The organism is Streptomyces sp. NPDC030799, assembly GCF_055572255.1.
In genome coordinates, this window is the sequence record NZ_JBVIDS010000011.1 from 197,882 (window position 1) to 211,925 (window position 14,044).

15 protein-coding genes and 2 pseudogenes are annotated in these 14,044 nt (G+C 69.1%); 9 read left to right on the top strand and 8 right to left on the bottom strand.

The window, feature by feature from the left end:
* Positions 1-168: 168 nt before the first annotated feature.
* Positions 169-558: a hypothetical protein gene (locus tag ACZ41I_RS26990; RefSeq protein WP_468515248.1), complete on the bottom strand. Its 390-nt coding sequence runs from the start codon at positions 556-558 to the stop codon at positions 169-171.
* On the bottom strand, positions 555-935 hold the full coding sequence (locus ACZ41I_RS26995; RefSeq protein ID WP_399774962.1) for an STAS domain-containing protein: 381 nt from the start codon (positions 933-935) through the stop codon (positions 555-557). The genes ACZ41I_RS26990 and ACZ41I_RS26995 overlap by 4 nt, the downstream gene beginning before the upstream one ends.
* 273 nt (positions 936-1,208) lie before the next feature.
* Here ACZ41I_RS26995 and dnaK point away from each other — a divergent pair, with 273 nt between their 5' ends.
* The 7 genes and pseudogenes from dnaK (at position 1,209) to ACZ41I_RS27030 (ending at position 5,566) form a co-directional block, all read left to right on the top strand.
* Positions 1,209-3,074, top strand: coding sequence for a molecular chaperone DnaK (dnaK, locus tag ACZ41I_RS27000; protein WP_468515249.1), 1,866 nt, complete (start codon positions 1,209-1,211; stop codon positions 3,072-3,074).
* Between the two features lie 2 nt (positions 3,075-3,076).
* Positions 3,077-3,622 carry a nucleotide exchange factor GrpE gene (gene grpE / locus ACZ41I_RS27005; RefSeq protein ID WP_468318639.1) on the top strand — a complete coding sequence of 182 codons (546 nt, stop codon included), beginning with the start codon at positions 3,077-3,079 and terminating at the stop codon, positions 3,620-3,622.
* Between the two features lie 85 nt (positions 3,623-3,707).
* Positions 3,708-3,872 (top strand): hypothetical protein, encoded by a 165-nt coding sequence (locus ACZ41I_RS27010; RefSeq protein ID WP_468318641.1) that lies wholly within the window; start codon positions 3,708-3,710, stop codon positions 3,870-3,872.
* A 15-nt stretch (positions 3,873-3,887) separates the two neighbouring features.
* Positions 3,888-4,142 (top strand): annotated as a pseudogene (locus ACZ41I_RS27015) (hypothetical protein); the annotation flags it as partial.
* Complete coding sequence (locus ACZ41I_RS27020) at positions 4,139-4,534, top strand: DUF2267 domain-containing protein (protein ID WP_399774953.1); 396 nt, start codon at positions 4,139-4,141, stop codon at positions 4,532-4,534. The pseudogene ACZ41I_RS27015 and the gene ACZ41I_RS27020, both read left to right, overlap by 4 nt.
* Positions 4,535-4,983: 449 nt before the next feature.
* On the top strand, positions 4,984-5,202 hold the full coding sequence (locus tag ACZ41I_RS27025; RefSeq protein ID WP_468515250.1) for an ANTAR domain-containing protein: 219 nt from the start codon (positions 4,984-4,986) through the stop codon (positions 5,200-5,202).
* Between the two features lie 52 nt (positions 5,203-5,254).
* The gene (locus tag ACZ41I_RS27030) at positions 5,255-5,566 is read left to right on the top strand and encodes a hypothetical protein (RefSeq protein ID WP_363217255.1); all 312 of its coding nucleotides are present in this window, start codon (positions 5,255-5,257) and stop codon (positions 5,564-5,566) included.
* A 373-nt stretch (positions 5,567-5,939) separates the two neighbouring features.
* On the opposite strand, the gene ACZ41I_RS27035 is transcribed toward ACZ41I_RS27030, so the two are convergent.
* The 5 genes and pseudogenes from ACZ41I_RS27035 to ACZ41I_RS27055 all read right to left on the bottom strand — a co-directional run bounded on the left by ACZ41I_RS27035 (position 5,940) and on the right by ACZ41I_RS27055 (position 10,832).
* Positions 5,940-8,018, bottom strand: a complete 2,079-nt coding sequence (locus ACZ41I_RS27035) for a SpoIIE family protein phosphatase (protein ID WP_399774945.1) — start codon at positions 8,016-8,018, stop codon at positions 5,940-5,942.
* Between the two features lie 921 nt (positions 8,019-8,939).
* A pseudogene (locus ACZ41I_RS27040) lies at positions 8,940-9,205 on the bottom strand (DUF4235 domain-containing protein).
* Positions 9,206-9,208: 3 nt separating this feature from the next.
* Positions 9,209-9,697 (bottom strand): DUF3618 domain-containing protein, encoded by a 489-nt coding sequence (locus tag ACZ41I_RS27045; protein WP_468515251.1) that lies wholly within the window; start codon positions 9,695-9,697, stop codon positions 9,209-9,211.
* The gene (locus ACZ41I_RS27050) at positions 9,694-10,125 is read right to left on the bottom strand and encodes a phage holin family protein (RefSeq protein ID WP_468515252.1); all 432 of its coding nucleotides are present in this window, start codon (positions 10,123-10,125) and stop codon (positions 9,694-9,696) included. The genes ACZ41I_RS27045 and ACZ41I_RS27050 overlap by 4 nt, the downstream gene beginning before the upstream one ends.
* 458 nt (positions 10,126-10,583) lie before the next feature.
* Entirely contained in the window at positions 10,584-10,832 is a 249-nt protein-coding gene (locus tag ACZ41I_RS27055) for a hypothetical protein (protein WP_468515253.1), read from the bottom strand.
* 605 nt (positions 10,833-11,437) lie between these two features.
* On the opposite strand from ACZ41I_RS27055, the gene ACZ41I_RS27060 reads away from it, so the two are divergent.
* Entirely contained in the window at positions 11,438-11,905 is a 468-nt protein-coding gene (locus ACZ41I_RS27060) for a transposase (protein WP_468515254.1), read from the top strand.
* Positions 11,906-11,987: 82 nt separating this feature from the next.
* Here ACZ41I_RS27060 and ACZ41I_RS27065 read toward each other — a convergent pair whose 3' ends face one another.
* Complete coding sequence (locus tag ACZ41I_RS27065; protein ID WP_468515255.1) at positions 11,988-12,896, bottom strand: NmrA/HSCARG family protein; 909 nt, start codon at positions 12,894-12,896, stop codon at positions 11,988-11,990.
* 127 nt (positions 12,897-13,023) lie between these two features.
* On the opposite strand from ACZ41I_RS27065, the gene ACZ41I_RS27070 reads away from it, so the two are divergent.
* Positions 13,024-13,608, top strand: coding sequence for a TetR/AcrR family transcriptional regulator (locus tag ACZ41I_RS27070; protein ID WP_468318669.1), 585 nt, complete (start codon positions 13,024-13,026; stop codon positions 13,606-13,608).
* Positions 13,609-14,044 lie beyond the last annotated feature (436 nt).

Consider the following 14,044-nt stretch of genomic DNA (forward strand, 5'->3'; position numbering starts at 1 on the left):
TCGTGGAGGCCGTCCGCGCGGATCGGCAATGCTGCAGCTCACACCTGACAGTCAACCGGGACGTCCATCCTCCATCCGCAGGCTCCCGCCGTAGCGTCCTGGAAGTCGGCGCGCCAGCGTGCCTGGCATACAGTGCGCGCCCGCCTTCAAGAGGGGGCGCGCACGGGGTCACCCTGAGGGCTTCGTGGACGGCGGGGCTGGTTGTGCGCCGGGTTGCGGCTGCGGGTGACCGGCGGCGTGCAGCATCGGCGCGGTGTGCCGCTCGGGGCGATCGGCACCCTGGGCCGGGACTTGGCTGCGCGGCGCCTCGGCGTCACCGGGCAGCGGCACGGGCCGGCGCGCCACCAGGCGACCGACCCAGCGGCGGCCGCAGTGCTCGCAGGGCGGGGCGCCATGCGGCGTATACGGGGAAGGAACGGCGGTGTTGTCGCGGTAGAAGACCTCCCACTCGGCGTCGAGGGCGTCTCGGTAGCGCTGCACGTCGTAGTCGACGCTCCAGCGGTGCCAGCACGAGCCGCAGGTGAACTCCACACGTTCGACAGCAAGTTCGGTGATCACTGCACTGCACCTCCCATCCGGTGTGCGGGAACGATCCGGGGTGCTGACAGGGCCGCGTCGAGGGAGGGATACACGGGCAGGTCTGAAGCGGCGCCGCTGCTGTGCAGCAGCCGCTCGGTCCGCCCTTGCGGGCATACCAGGCGGAGCTCCTCCTGGTCTTGGTCCAGCAGCGTCCGCACGGACATCAGAGCGTCGAGGCCGTCGGCGTCGGCATGGGTCAGTTCGGACAGGTCCAGGATCAGATGACGGTGCCGGTGCCGCGCGTGGACGGGCGCCGCGAAGTCACGCAGTTCCCTGGCCGTGGCCGTGTCCAGGGCGCCGTTGATCTCTCTCACGGCCCAGCCGTTGTGCCAGTGCGCCGCGAGGAACAGTGCCATGATCCGCACCCCGCTCTCTGGGTATCGGGAGTACCGCGGACACCTCCCCTATACCTCGCCCGAACTTGACAACACAAGACTCAAGTTTTATTTCAGGAAGGTAGGCAAGTGGGTATGAAACCGCAGTTCAGGATGGCGAGGAGGTGGCCGGACGTGCGGGTTCGGAGGAGCGGGGGATGCGCGTCCCGAGCCGCCGCTGCGTGCAGGTCCGGTCCGGTGGATGCCCTGCCGGTGAGGCGAAGAACGAGGTGAGGACGAGGAGGGAGAGCACAGATGGCACGTGCGGTTGGTATCGACCTGGGTACGACGAACTCGGTGGTCTCGGTCCTTGAGGGCGGCGAGCCCACCGTCATCACCAACACCGAGGGTGCCCGGACCACCCCGTCGGTGGTGGCGTTCTCCAAGAACGGTGAGGTCCTCGTCGGCGAGGTCGCCAAGCGGCAGGCCGTGACGAACGTGGAGCGCACCGCGCGCTCGGTCAAGCGGCACATGGGTGACCATGCCTGGCGTTTTCCCGAGCACGGAGACGTCGACGGCAAGCGCTACACCGCGCAGGAGATCTCCGCGCGCGTGCTGCAGAAGCTGAAGCGGGACGCGGAGGCGTATCTGGGCGAGGACGTCACGGACGCGGTGATCACCGTGCCCGCGTACTTCGACGACGCCCAGCGGCAGGCGACCAAGGAGGCCGGTGAGATCGCGGGGCTGAACGTGCTGCGGATCATCAACGAGCCGACGGCCGCCGCGCTGGCGTACGGGCTGGACAAGGAGAACGACCAGACGGTCCTCGTCTTCGACCTGGGCGGCGGGACCTTCGACGTGTCGCTGCTGGAGATGGGCGAGGGCGTCATCGAGGTCAAGGCCACCAACGGCGACACCCACCTCGGCGGTGACGACTGGGACCAGCGGATCGTCGACCACCTGGTCAAGCAGTTCAAAAACCATTACGGCGTCGACCTGGCCAAGGACAAGATGGCCGTGCAGCGCCTGAGGGAGGCGGCGGAGAAGGCGAAGGTCGAGCTGTCCTCGTCCACCGAGACGACCATCAACCTGCCCTACATCACCGCCTCGGCCGAGGGCCCGCTGCACCTGGACGAGAAACTGACCCGCGCCCAGTTCCAGCAGCTCACTGCCGACCTGCTGGAGCGGTGCAAGGCCCCGTTCCACAACGCGATCAAGGACGCCGGGATCAAGGTGTCCGACATCGACCACGTCGTCCTGGTGGGCGGCTCCACCCGGATGCCCGCGGTGACCGAGCTGGTGAAGGAGCTGACCGGCAAGGATCCGCACAAGGGCGTGAACCCGGACGAGGTCGTGGCCGTGGGTGCCTCGCTGCAGGCCGGTGTCCTCAAGGGTGAGGTCAAGGACGTCCTGCTGCTCGATGTCACCCCGCTGTCCCTCGGTATCGAGACCAAGGGCGGCATCATGACCAAGCTGATCGAGCGCAACACGACGATCCCGACCCGGCGTTCGGAGATCTTCACCACCGCCGAGGACAACCAGCCCTCGGTGACGATCCAGGTCTTCCAGGGCGAACGGGAGATCGCGGCGTACAACAAGAAGCTCGGCATGTTCGAGCTGACCGGTATCGCTCCGGCGCCGCGCGGGGTGCCGCAAATCGAGGTGGCCTTCGACATCGACGCCAACGGCATCATGCACGTCTCCGCCAAGGACCTGGGCACCGGCAGGGAACAGAAGATGACGGTGACCGGCGGCTCGGCGCTGCCCAGGGACGACATCGACCGCATGGTCCGCGAGGCCGAGCAGCACGCCGAGGAGGACCGTCGGCGCCGTGAGGCGGCCGAGACCCGCAACCAGGGCGAGCAGCTCGTCTACTCCACCGAGAAGCTCCTGAAGGACAACGCCGAGAACATCCCGGCCGACGCCAAGTCCGAGACGGAGACGGCGCTGGCCGAGCTGAAGGAGAAGCTGAAGGACGAGAGCGCGGACACGGCCGCGATCCGGCAGGCGATCGACCGCACCGCGCAGGCCGCGCAGAAGATCGGCACCGCCCTGTATGAGAAGTCCCGGGCCGAGCAGCCGGCCGGCGCGTCCGCGGGCGGTGGTACGAGCGGTGGTTCGTCCGATGATGACGTGGTGGACGCCGAGATCGTGGACGACGACAAGCCGGAGGCTGGCTGACGATGACCGGGAGCGGTCCGCGGAGCACCGACCTGGAACAGCTGCGGCGCCTGGTGGAGGAGCGGACCGCCGACCTGCAGCGGGTGAAGGCCGAGTACGACAACTACCGCAAGCGGGTCCGGCGGGACCGCCTGGCCGTACGCGAGATAGCGGTGGCCAACGTGGTGCGGGCGCTGCTGCCCGTGCTGGACGCCGTCGACCGGGCGTTGGCGCACGAGCCGCTGACGCCCGGCCTGAAGGACATCACTGACAGCCTGCAGGAGCAGCTCGGCTCGTTGGGCGTCACGTCGTTCGGTGAGGTGGGCGATCCGTTCGACCCCGCGTGCCACGACGCTCTCACCCACCATGTCTGCGCCGCTGCGGACCGCCTGGTGTGCTCGGCGGTTCTGCGTCCCGGCTACCGTCTGGGCGAGAACCTGCTGCGCCCGGCGACTGTGGAGGTCACCGGACCGGCCCCGCCGGCGAGGAGTGCACCGCGGCGGGAGTGGGGCGTCCGGGAGTCATCCGCCCCGGCAGACAAGCCGCCCTGGCCTGTCGCGCGTAGCTGACAGGCTTGCCCCTACTTGAGTACCGAGGGAAGCGGGCATCGCCTTCGATGCCCTGAGATCGCTGGCAGGCGGAGGTGACGAAACGATGCAGCACCATGAGTTCCTCGCGCGCGTGCGTGAGCTCGGCGAATACGACAGCATCCTGACCACCCTGGCCGGCGCCGTCTCCGGCGGTGAGCTGAACCAGATCATCAGCCAGCTCCCCTCCGGCTACGCCGTCCTGTTCGGCAAAGCCGATCTGGCCGGCTGAAACCAGGCCCCGGCGCACCCCGAGCACGGCCACACCGCTGGCGTGCCGACCACCACCGGTCCGCTCGGCCAGGGCATGACCAACACAGCCTGCGCTCCGGGCGCCAAACCCCGCAAGATCGCCATAAGCGGTCCCGTGAGGAGATCTCCGGCTGGTCGATGGCGGCCGGGGCCGACAAACCGGCGGAGGACGGGCATCCGATCTCCCCCTCACCCGCCCTCCGCCCCCCACCGGAGCAAAGAAGCCGAAGAAGGGTGGCGGCCGACATGACCCTGCGACGCGAAGCCTTCCTCGACCAGGTGAAGGAACGCGGCGAGTACGAAACAGATCGGGAAGCAGAACGCGCGGCGCGCGTGGTCCTCGCCCTGCTGGGTGCCCACCTGGTCGGCGAGGTACGCGCCCAGCTGGCGGCGCGCCTGCCGGAAGACTTCGCCCTGATCCTGCTCAACCCCCTGCAGAGCGCCGAGCCGCTGCCTCCGGAGAGGTTCGTGCGGGCGACGGCAGCCTGGATCGAGGGGGCCACCGAGCAGACCGCGGCCTGGGACGTCAGCGCCGTTCTCAGCACCGTCGCCGACGCTGCGGGCCACGATCTCCTGGGCCAGATCCTGCTCCAGCTCCCCGCAGGCTACGACCTGCTCTTCGGCCGCCCCCAGCCCACCTGACCAAGCCCCCAACCCGGTGCCGCACACCCGCCGCTCACGGGATACCAGCGACAGAAGGACAAACGCCCGAGTCCCGTACCGACCAGGCGGACGGCTTCTTCGACCCCCTTCCCAGGTATTCCTAGCGGCTCTTCTCCAGCATCTGCGGGAAGTGCCGCTACGGGCGGCGAGGTTGCTACGCGCTGATGTTCGGCCGCGCCGACTCGCCCAGCCGCCTGAGCGGGCTGCGCGCCAACTGTGCGACCAACTTCTGTACCGGGTCGCGCACATGACCCAGCCCCGGCCGGCCTCCCTGCGTTTCACCGCCGGCGCCCGAGAGCTGGGAGTGGGCAGCATGAGCGGAGTCCTGCTCTGCACCGACCGGGAAGACTTCGGCGCGCTGAGTCTCTGCTCTCACCTTCACCAAGGAGTTCGAAACCGCCGGCCGGCTGCCGGCCTCCCACGCGGCCGTGGCCCTGGCCAGCACCCACACCATCAATCAACTCCAACACGCCATCGATTCCCGGCACGCCATCGGCGAGGCCATGGGCATCCTCATGGAACGCCACCACCTCGGCGAGGGCGACGCCTTAGACGTGCTGCGCCGGATCTCCCAGCACCACAACACCAAACTGCGCGACGTGGTCCAGCAGGTCCGGCTCAGTAGTCGGCCGTCTTCCCTGGCCTGAAGCAGGCCGATTCAGTTGAAGCCCTCCACGCCGGCTTGTGTAGATTTCGTGCATGGCTGACGGGGTTGCTCTGCAGGAGCTGTTCACGGATGTGTGCAGCACGCTCGCCCGTGCGGGGTTCGATGTCGCGTCCGCGAGTGCCGCAGAGGGGACGGGCCTGAAGGTCCGCCAGGAGCAGGATGCAGTGGTCGTCGGCTGGCTGCCGTCACCGGAGCTGGATCCGGTGGGGCGGCAGGTCGCGGAGTACGAGGGGATCCGTGCCGCACTGCGACAGGCGTTGCTGGAGATTCTCACGCAGGCCGGCTACGCGGTGCAGGCCGACCGGCACAGCGGAGAGGTGCGGATCAAACCGGTAGAAAGCTGAAGCGGCCGGTGTGCAGATCTGGTGGGATATCCGGCCACCGGCACTGCGGGGGGCGTGCACGCGGCAGGAGTTGTGGCGACTCCGGGGTGTTGCTGGCGTCCGTGCGGGGTGGCGCATCGAACTGGACGGTGATCTTCTCGAAGCCTTTGAAGCTCCGTTGCCGCGTAGGAACGGTAGGCCGTGATGACGTAGACCAGGGCGCCGAGACAGAGCCAGGCGAGCAGGCCGAGACGTCGCTGGTAACCATCCAGCCGCCCCAGCACGCCCACAGCACCCTGCCCGCCCGTCCCTGCTGGGCCCACCTGCACCACGCCACGCATCGCCTCCGTGTGCCCGCGCCTGGCGTCCTCCATACCGCCACTGGCGCCCATGGCTACCGAATCACGGGTTGGGCACGAGCGATGAGCAGGGCGATGTCGTCGTGTCCGGCCGAGTGCTGCAGCCGCTGCAGAAGCCGGTCGCAGGTCTCCTCCACCGTGTTACACGGTTGCGCCAGCAGGCGCAGGAGGGCGTCGAGACGTTGGTCGATGGCGTGCTCGCGGGTCTCGATGAGTCCGTCGGTATAGAGAACGAGCTGGTCACCGGGCTCGAAGGAGAGGGTGGTGGTATCGAAGGGCAGACCGCCGACGCCCAGGGGCGTGCCGGTCGGCAAATCCAGCAGCTCGGGCGCTCGGCGGGACCGGATGAGGACGGGGGGCAGGTGGCCGGCGCAGGCCACGTGCAGCCGGGTGCGGTGGGGGTCGTACAGCGCGTACAGGCAGGTGGCGATGTAGGGGTCGAGACTGTTGGTGATCTTGTCGAGGTGGGTGAGGACCTGGGAGGGGTCCAGTTCGAGCTGGGCGAGGGTGGAGGTGGCGGTGCGCAGCCGACCCATGGTGGTGGCGGCGTCGATACCGCTGCCCATGACGTCGCCGACCGTGAGCGCGGTGCGGTCGCCGTCGAGCGGGAGGACGTCGTACCAGTCGCCGCCCACCTGGCTGATGGCCTGCGCGGGCAGGTAGCGGGCGGCGATCTCCAGACCGGGATGGCGGGGCGGCAGCTGCGGCAGCAGGCTGCGCTGGAGGGTCTCGGCGGACTTGCGGATGTGCTGGTGCAGGACGGCGTTGTCGATGCTCAACGCGGCGGTCGAGGCCAGCTCGCAGGCCAGGGCGAGGTCGTCCTCGTCGAACGGCTGGGGGGTGCGGGCGCGGGCCAGGCCCATGACACCGATGACCTCATTGCGGGCGATGAGAGGGATGGCCATGTCGCTGTGGACCCCGGCCCGGGCGAGCAGGTCGGCGCCCTCGGCGTCGGCGGCGATCCGGGCGTGCTCGCCGCCGCCGATGTGGGTCAGCAGCTGGGGTGTGCGGGTGCGGATGCAGTGGGCCGCCGGGTGGTCGGCGTGGTAGGTGGTGAGCCGGCCGGGCGGGACGATCGCCCTTGCGGCGTCAGTGGGGTAGGCGGTCTTGACCGCCAGGGCGCGAAACAGCGGCGGGCCCTCGCCGGGGTCGGTGCGGCCCGTCTGCAGCACGGAGTCCAACAAGTCGACCGCGACCATGTCGGCGAGGCCGGGCACGACGACGTCGGCGAGTTCCCGCGCGGTGCGCTCCACCTCCAGGGTGGTGCCGATGCGGGATGAGCCCTCCGCGATCAGGCGCAGGCGCTGCTGGGCCCGGTCGGCGCGCAGTGCCGCCTGGTAGCGGTCGGTGACGTCGACGACCACCATGGCGATGCCCAGCACGTGGCCGCGGTGGTCCTCAAGACGGTAGATCGATGCCGTCCAGGCGTGCTCGTGGTCGGGGTCAGCGGGGGTGCGCCCTATGACCTGGTTGTCCACCACAGGGACACCGGTGTCAAGGACCTTGCGCATCGCCGCTGCCGCGGCCCGAAACGGCGCGGCGGGAAGGATTTCTTGGAAGCGGCGGCCGATGTGGTCGGCCTCGTCGGTACCGTGCATGGCGGCCAGGGCGGGGTTGACGACCAGGTAGCGCAGGTCGGTGTCCAGGACGGCCAGCCCGATGGGGGCCTGGGTGACCAGCCGGGTGGACAGGGCCACGTCGCGTTCGACTTGGCGGAGCGTGGTCCGGTCGGTGGCCAGCCCGAGCGCGTAGTGGTCACCGACGTTGTCCGTCAGCCGCATGTTGCGGAACTCCACCATCCGGGTGGAGCCGTCCTTGTGCCGGATGGGAAACGCCCCCGCCCAGCTGCGGCCGGTGGCCATCACCTCCGCAAAGAGCCTGATCGCCGCGTCCCGGTGTTCGGGGTGCAGCAGCAGCGGCGCCGCATACCGGCCGACCGCTTCCTCACGGCTGTAGCCGAACAGGTCCTCGGCCTGCGGACTCCACATGTCGATGCGTCCGTCGGCCTCCACCAGCACCGCGGCGACCGCGAGGAGATCCATCAACCCGCTCGGGTCCGACGGCTCCGTCTCAGGAGGTTCCACGTGCTGCGGGCGCTGCCTGGCTCGGCTCATCGAACTCGCCTCCTTTCTGTGTGGGCAGCATCCCCGCCCGAAGCGGTGCCTCCACTGCGCGGCGCCAACGTCGGGACAGGGCACGCGCCAGGCATTTCCGGTGGTTTCCCTCACCATGCGGAAGCCACCGAAAGACCCATAGTCCACCTCACCACAGGCTGGTCACCACTTCCTGCCTGCCTCATCTGCGCGCCGTGAGGTCCGCGTACAGGTGCATGGCCGGTGGGCTGGCGGGGCAGCGCCAGCGTGCATGATGATTCACCTGCGGGATCGAGGATCAAAGGAAACTCGCAGGTCACCTTGATGGACGCCAGCGGGATCAACACCCTTCTCGCCGCTCACCGCAACCTGGTCCAAGCCAGCGGCTCGCTGCGCCCGGCCGGCCTCGCGGCCTCGGTCATGCGCACGGTGCAGTCGTGGGCGTCGAGACCGTCATCCCAGGCTATGGCAGTCTGCGCGACGCCCTCGCGGCCTGACCCGCAAAACGGCCAGGAACGCTGCGCGGCTCGCTGCGCAGCGGCCGCCGCCGGTGCCAGCCGGCTGTCCCGGCTGTGCTCGCGTCCGGTTCACTCGGGCGGGTCAGTGCGTGCTTACAACTGCTGCCGGCAGCGGTAGATGTGCTGTTCGGCCTCTCGCACGGCGCGCAGAGCAACGTCGTCCGGCGGTGCGGCGGCACGTGGTGCAGTCGTATCGGCGTGGGATGCAGTGTCACGCTGCGGCGGTCGCGCCGTGCAGGGGGCGCGCTGTCGACCCGTGTGGTGCAGGACCGCTGCCCGGGTGATCAGGATCCTGGCGATGACTGCTGCGGCTGTCAGCGTGACCGCCGCGTTCTGACCAGACATCTGTAACGGGCCTTCGTGGGATTTCACGGGCGGACGCGGGGCCGGTATCTGGTCACCGGCCCCGCATCCTTATAGCGGATCAGCCGGGCCAGGTGCCGGTCAGGCTGCGGGCGGCGGCTGCGCCGGCACGGTCCACGACCGCCTTCGTCCCGGCGAAGATCGCGCCCTGCAGGACCGCGGACGTCACCACTTCCCCCAGCCGCGCTCTTCATCGGTGGCATCGGGTGCGTCGTCATCGTGCCCCAGCATCTTCCACGCCTGCTTGAACAGGGCACCGGCGAGCATGCCGCTGGCCGCACCAAGGACGAGACCGACCGGCTTATAGGCGATCTTGGACGCTTTCATCGCTCATCCCTTCCGCCGGCGGCACACCAGCCAGACCAGCACGGCCGCACCGGCGGCCGCCAGCAGCAGGCTGTTGTCCCGAGCCGCCTGAGTGGCCTGGGACGTCTTGACCCGTACCGGCTCGGGTGCCTCCGGGGCCTTGTCCTGCCACAGCTGACCGGCCATAGCTGCCTTCGCGCGGGCCTGCCCGGCGGCCTGGGCGGCCTTGTCCCTGACCGGCCCGGGCGCCCTGTCCGCCGCCAGGGACGCGGCCTCGGCCGCCTTTTCCATCAACTGACCGGCCTTCAAGGCGGCTTGTTCCTTCAGTTCACCGGCCTTGGCGGCGGCCTGGTCCTTCACCTCGGCGGCCTTCCGCTGGGCGCGGGCCTTCAGGTCGGTCTCGGCCGCGAGCGCCTCCACCGTTCCCCCGAGCTCGTGGCGGGTCTGCTCGACCTGCTCGCGCAGCTCCTGCGGGGTCTGGGCGGTCGGCTCGTCGTGAGGCGGCTGGGTCATCGGTGCGCACGCTCCTTGATCTCGGCCACGTCGGCCTTCACGTTCTCCATCGACTCTTTCGGGGCGGGCGGCGCTGCCTGGGCGACCTCTTTCTTCCCCGTCAACGCCATCACCGCGGCGATCGCACCGAGGACGGCGGTCACGATGAGGGCTGCGGCCCACACCGGCAGCACCACCGCGAGTGCGGCGATCAAGGTGGCCACCAGGGCCTGAAGCATCAGGAACCCGACCAGGCCGGCGCCGCCGAACAGGCCGCCTCCCTTGCTGTAACGCCTGCCCTTCTCCTTCATCTCCGCCTGGACCAGGCGCATTTCCCCGCGCACCAGTTGTGTCAGCTGCTGCGAGGCACGCTGCACCAGCTCGCCCACCGGTTCCGTGCCCTGCAACTGCCGGCCCGGGCCCTGGGGCTGCTGCGGACCCGACGACATGAACATCACCTCCCGTCACTTGGCTTGCGACGGCGCGAGTACCCCGAGCAGACCAGTTCAGGACACCTGCCTGCGCCTGCCGGTGCGTCCGGCGTCACTGTGCCCGTCCCGCCGGCCGAGCCGGCACGACGGCTGGCACGCTCATGCCGACGCCGGGGTGAGAGCAAAGCGCGCTCCTACTGGGGCAGGCACAGGCCCTCGGGCGGGAGGGGTCTACCGGACCGAGGGCCCTACCCAGCCACTCCGACTGGGAGCGCTTGGAGTGAACGCGCCAACTGTGCCCTGCGCAAGATCCTGACGCCCGTAGGCGACGCCCACCGCCACGGTGGCCGCCAGCGTGGAGCGCTCCCTGCCCCGCCCTCCCTTCTTCGGACAGGGCGCACCGCCAGGCCCATGCAGCTGGCGGTGACGAGCCTGCGCGCAGTGCGCCACTACGGCGGCCGCCACAGCAGCAGCACTCAGGCGGTGCCCACTTTCCCAGCGATGTCGCTGCCGGGGCCGGGATCGGCCTGGCCGCCGCCCGGCTCGTCCGCCACAGGCCCCGAGAGTTCCTGCTGGGCGGTCGAGCAGCGGACGTACCCGATCCGGATCGGCTTGGCGGCCGGCGCTGCCGGGACGGCCTCGACGGGCGGGCCCGGCTTCCACGGCCGTCGCGGGCCGCGGTCCTCGGGTACGAGGATGTCGAGTTTCTCGCGGAGTGCGGGCACGAGGACTCACGGTTGCACCCTGCCCGGCCGTGATGCGATGTTCGCCGTCCTCACGCGGTGACGCGACGAAGGTATACGCAGCGACTAGCAGGCCCACTACCGCCCCGGCGATGCTCGCGATTCGGCCTCCGGTGTCTAGATCGACCAGGACCGCAACCCCGACAAGAGCGATGGAGACGCCTCCAGCGGCCCACATCACAGCCGTCCCCCCCAATGTCCCCACCCCGTTTGCGAGTCAGCCAACAGGCGCTAACCGCAGGCCAGATGAGCCCCCGCCATGCGTCTGTATTCCCACTCGTGCCCGGCTGGACACCGCCACCACACCGCGACCTGCATCTCGGCGTCGCCGTCTGCTGCGTCAGATCCCCGTTGCGCTTCTGCACTCACATCGCCGCGACCCGCGGATATGCCTCCGCCAGCGACACGCCTGACGAACGCGCCCGGCCGGGAAGAGCAGGACTTCAGCCGGGAGTAGATGCAGACGTTCTTCCGCTCCACGTGCCAGTAGGTCATCACCCGTTGCCGCCGTAGCGGGCGTTCTTCCGCCTCGGCAGCAGGCGGAATTTCAGCAGCTCGGTGAAGGCGAACCCGACCATCGAGGCGCCGTGGGTGTCGACGTCGACACGATCGGCGTTCTCCTGGCGGTGCTGGTCACCACGGCCAGTGTCCAGGACTCCGTGGCCGGCACCCAGCTGCTCGACCGGGTCGCCCCCGACCATCCCGGCATCCGCAAGGTGTGGGTGGACGGCGGCTACCGCCAGCACCTCGTCGAGCATGCCGCCACTTTGGGTATCGACATGGAAATCGTCACCCGCACCCTGGGACCAGGGGGTTCACCCCGATACCGAAACGGTGGGCGGTCGGAGCGGACCTACGGCTGGCTGATGCTCCGCCGCCGCCTGGTCCGCGACTACGAGACCCTCCCGGCCCGCTCCGAAGCCATGGTCCACCTGGCCATGACCGACCTGATGGCTCGCCGCCTCACCGGCGAAGCCCCATCTCCTGACGTGACCCGACATCACCGGATCAAATCCGCATCACAGGATGAAACAACGGGAGAAAACGACCGCTAAGGGCTGACGCAGGCACAAGTACGCAGAGCCGCTGATCACCGGTGCGTGAAGACAGAAGGCCGTTCGGTGGCAGCAGGTCGCGTCAGGCGGGCCGATCACGGAACAGCGCGTCGAACTGCGCCTTACCTTCCTTGCGCAGCCAGGTGTCGAAGTCCATCAGAGCCGGGTGCAGGCTTCGCAGCTTGGGAATGTCAGCCTGCCAGCCGCCCTTGTGATTGGCGAAGTCGTAGCCGGCGCGGGCGTCCGGATCGAGCCCCGTGAGGGCCTCGCGAGGGATCGCCCGGTAGGTGATGGCAACTCCGGTGGTGCGGCTGATCGCGTCGACGATCTGCGGGAGCGTCAGTTCATCACCGGCGATCTCGAGTGCCTGGCCGATGTACTGGTCAGGGTTGGTGAATGCCAGGGCCGCGAAAGCACCGATATCCGTGCCGGCGATGAGTTGGACGGGCACCTCCGGCTTGATCACATCGGCGAGTACGCCATCGCGAACCCCCAGGGTCGGGTCGAAGTGGTTTTCCATGAACCGGACGGGACGCAGGATGGTGGCGGGCAGACCCAGGGCACCGATGCGCCCCTCGATGTGCCATTTACTCTCCCAGCGGCGGATACCCGTTGAGCGCTCGGCGCCGGCGACCGAGGCGTAGACGAGGTGCCGGACATCGGCGTCGATTGCCGCTTCGATCACATTCATGCCCAAATGGATCTCATCTTCCACGGTGAAGCCGGCCGGGGTGCCGGGATAGCCGACGGTCGGTTGAACACTGAAGACGCCGTGCACGCCCCGCATCGCCGAATCGAGCGAAGGGCGGTTTCCCATGTCTCCCGGGACGGTCTCGGCGCCGGCCTGCACCAGCGCTTGTGCCCGGGGGGCGGCCGGGTCGCGGACGAGGGCTCGCACCTGCCAGCCGGCGGCCAGCAACTGCCGCGCCGTGGCGCCGCCCTGCAGGCCGGTAGCCCCGGTCACCAGCACGGTGGGATTCGGTGTCGTCATTTCTACCTCCGGAAGAGCGCCGGACGTTGCCGGGCTCGGAAGCGAGAGCCGCTTCAACTGGGGAGTGTCCCCAGTTACGTATTGGTACTATATGGGGAGTCTCCCCAGTTCGTAAACAGAGGGCGCCATGACCACACCTCCACCCCAGCCCGCGCTCCGGGCCGACGCACGGCGCAACTACGAACGACTGGTCAGCGCCGCTCGCGAAGTCTTCGCCGCGCGGGGAGTCGACGTCCCCATGGACGACATCGCCCGCCACGCCGGCGTCGGGAACGCCACTCTCTACCGCCGCTTCCCCACCCGGGAGGCATTGCTGCAGGCCGTGCACCGAGACCAGATCGAGGCCCTGTACGCACGGTCGCAAGAACTGCTCGCCGCACGGTCCCCGGATGAGGGGCTGGCGACCTGGCTTCGGGAACTCGTCATGCAGGGGAGCACATCACGCAGCCTGGCCACGGCACTGGTGATTGCCCTGCGCGACGAGGGCTCCGACGTGTCCTGGTGCCGGGAGACGATGTACGCCGCTGCGGCGGCCCTGCTCGACCGGGCCCAGCAGGCCGATACGATCCGCACCGACGTCACAGTGGGCCAGGTACTCAAGCTCGTCAACGCCGTGGCCTTCGTCGCCGAAGGCGAATCCGACAGCGAACAGCAGGCCGATCAACTTCTGGCCGTGGTGATGGACGGCTTGCGGCATCGGCAGCGCCCTTAGACCATGTAGGACACGGTCTCGGCTTGTCGTTCGGACACCGGTTCCTGTGGCTGCCGGGAGCTGGCCGAAGGCGGTTGTGGGTGCCGTGTGAGAACCTCCGGGCCTGAGCTACGACCTGGCCGTTTGGGAGGGCGAGAGGCCGGCGGACGACAAGACCACTGGCCGGGTCTTCAACGACCTCTACGACCGGTACATCGAAGCGGACACCGACCAGCCGCCGACCGAGCGCATCGCCGGCTACGTCGCCGCGCTTCTTGAACGGTGCTGTGACGCGACTGGGGACGAGAACGACGCCTCTCCCTGGCCTGCCGGCCTGTTGATCCGCGAGGCCAGGGGGCCGCTGATCCACTTCCCGATGAGCTGGAGGATGGCTGAGGAAGCCTCCGCTTTCGCCGCTTCCCTGGCCCCGTCCATGGAGCAGGTGTGCTTCGACCCG

Bases quoted from the DNA above. Each gene is read 5' to 3' on its own strand.
- ACZ41I_RS27035 (WP_399774945.1), bottom strand. From the start codon at position 8,018: ATGAGCCGAGCCAGGCAGCGCCCGCAGCACGTGGAACCTCCTGAGACG.
- ACZ41I_RS27010 (WP_468318641.1), top strand. From the start codon at position 3,708: ATGCAGCACCATGAGTTCCTCGCGCGCGTGCGTGAGCTCGGCGAATAC.
- ACZ41I_RS26995 (WP_399774962.1), bottom strand. From the start codon at position 935: ATGGCACTGTTCCTCGCGGCGCACTGGCACAACGGCTGGGCCGTGAGA.
- ACZ41I_RS27050 (WP_468515252.1), bottom strand. From the start codon at position 10,125: ATGTCGTCGGGTCCGCAGCAGCCCCAGGGCCCGGGCCGGCAGTTGCAG.
- grpE (WP_468318639.1), top strand. From the start codon at position 3,077: ATGACCGGGAGCGGTCCGCGGAGCACCGACCTGGAACAGCTGCGGCGC.
- ACZ41I_RS27030 (WP_363217255.1), top strand. From the start codon at position 5,255: ATGGCTGACGGGGTTGCTCTGCAGGAGCTGTTCACGGATGTGTGCAGC.
- ACZ41I_RS27070 (WP_468318669.1), top strand. From the start codon at position 13,024: ATGACCACACCTCCACCCCAGCCCGCGCTCCGGGCCGACGCACGGCGC.
- ACZ41I_RS27020 (WP_399774953.1), top strand. From the start codon at position 4,139: ATGACCCTGCGACGCGAAGCCTTCCTCGACCAGGTGAAGGAACGCGGC.
- ACZ41I_RS27065 (WP_468515255.1), bottom strand. From the start codon at position 12,896: ATGACGACACCGAATCCCACCGTGCTGGTGACCGGGGCTACCGGCCTG.
- ACZ41I_RS27045 (WP_468515251.1), bottom strand. From the start codon at position 9,697: ATGACCCAGCCGCCTCACGACGAGCCGACCGCCCAGACCCCGCAGGAG.
- dnaK (WP_468515249.1), top strand. From the start codon at position 1,209: ATGGCACGTGCGGTTGGTATCGACCTGGGTACGACGAACTCGGTGGTC.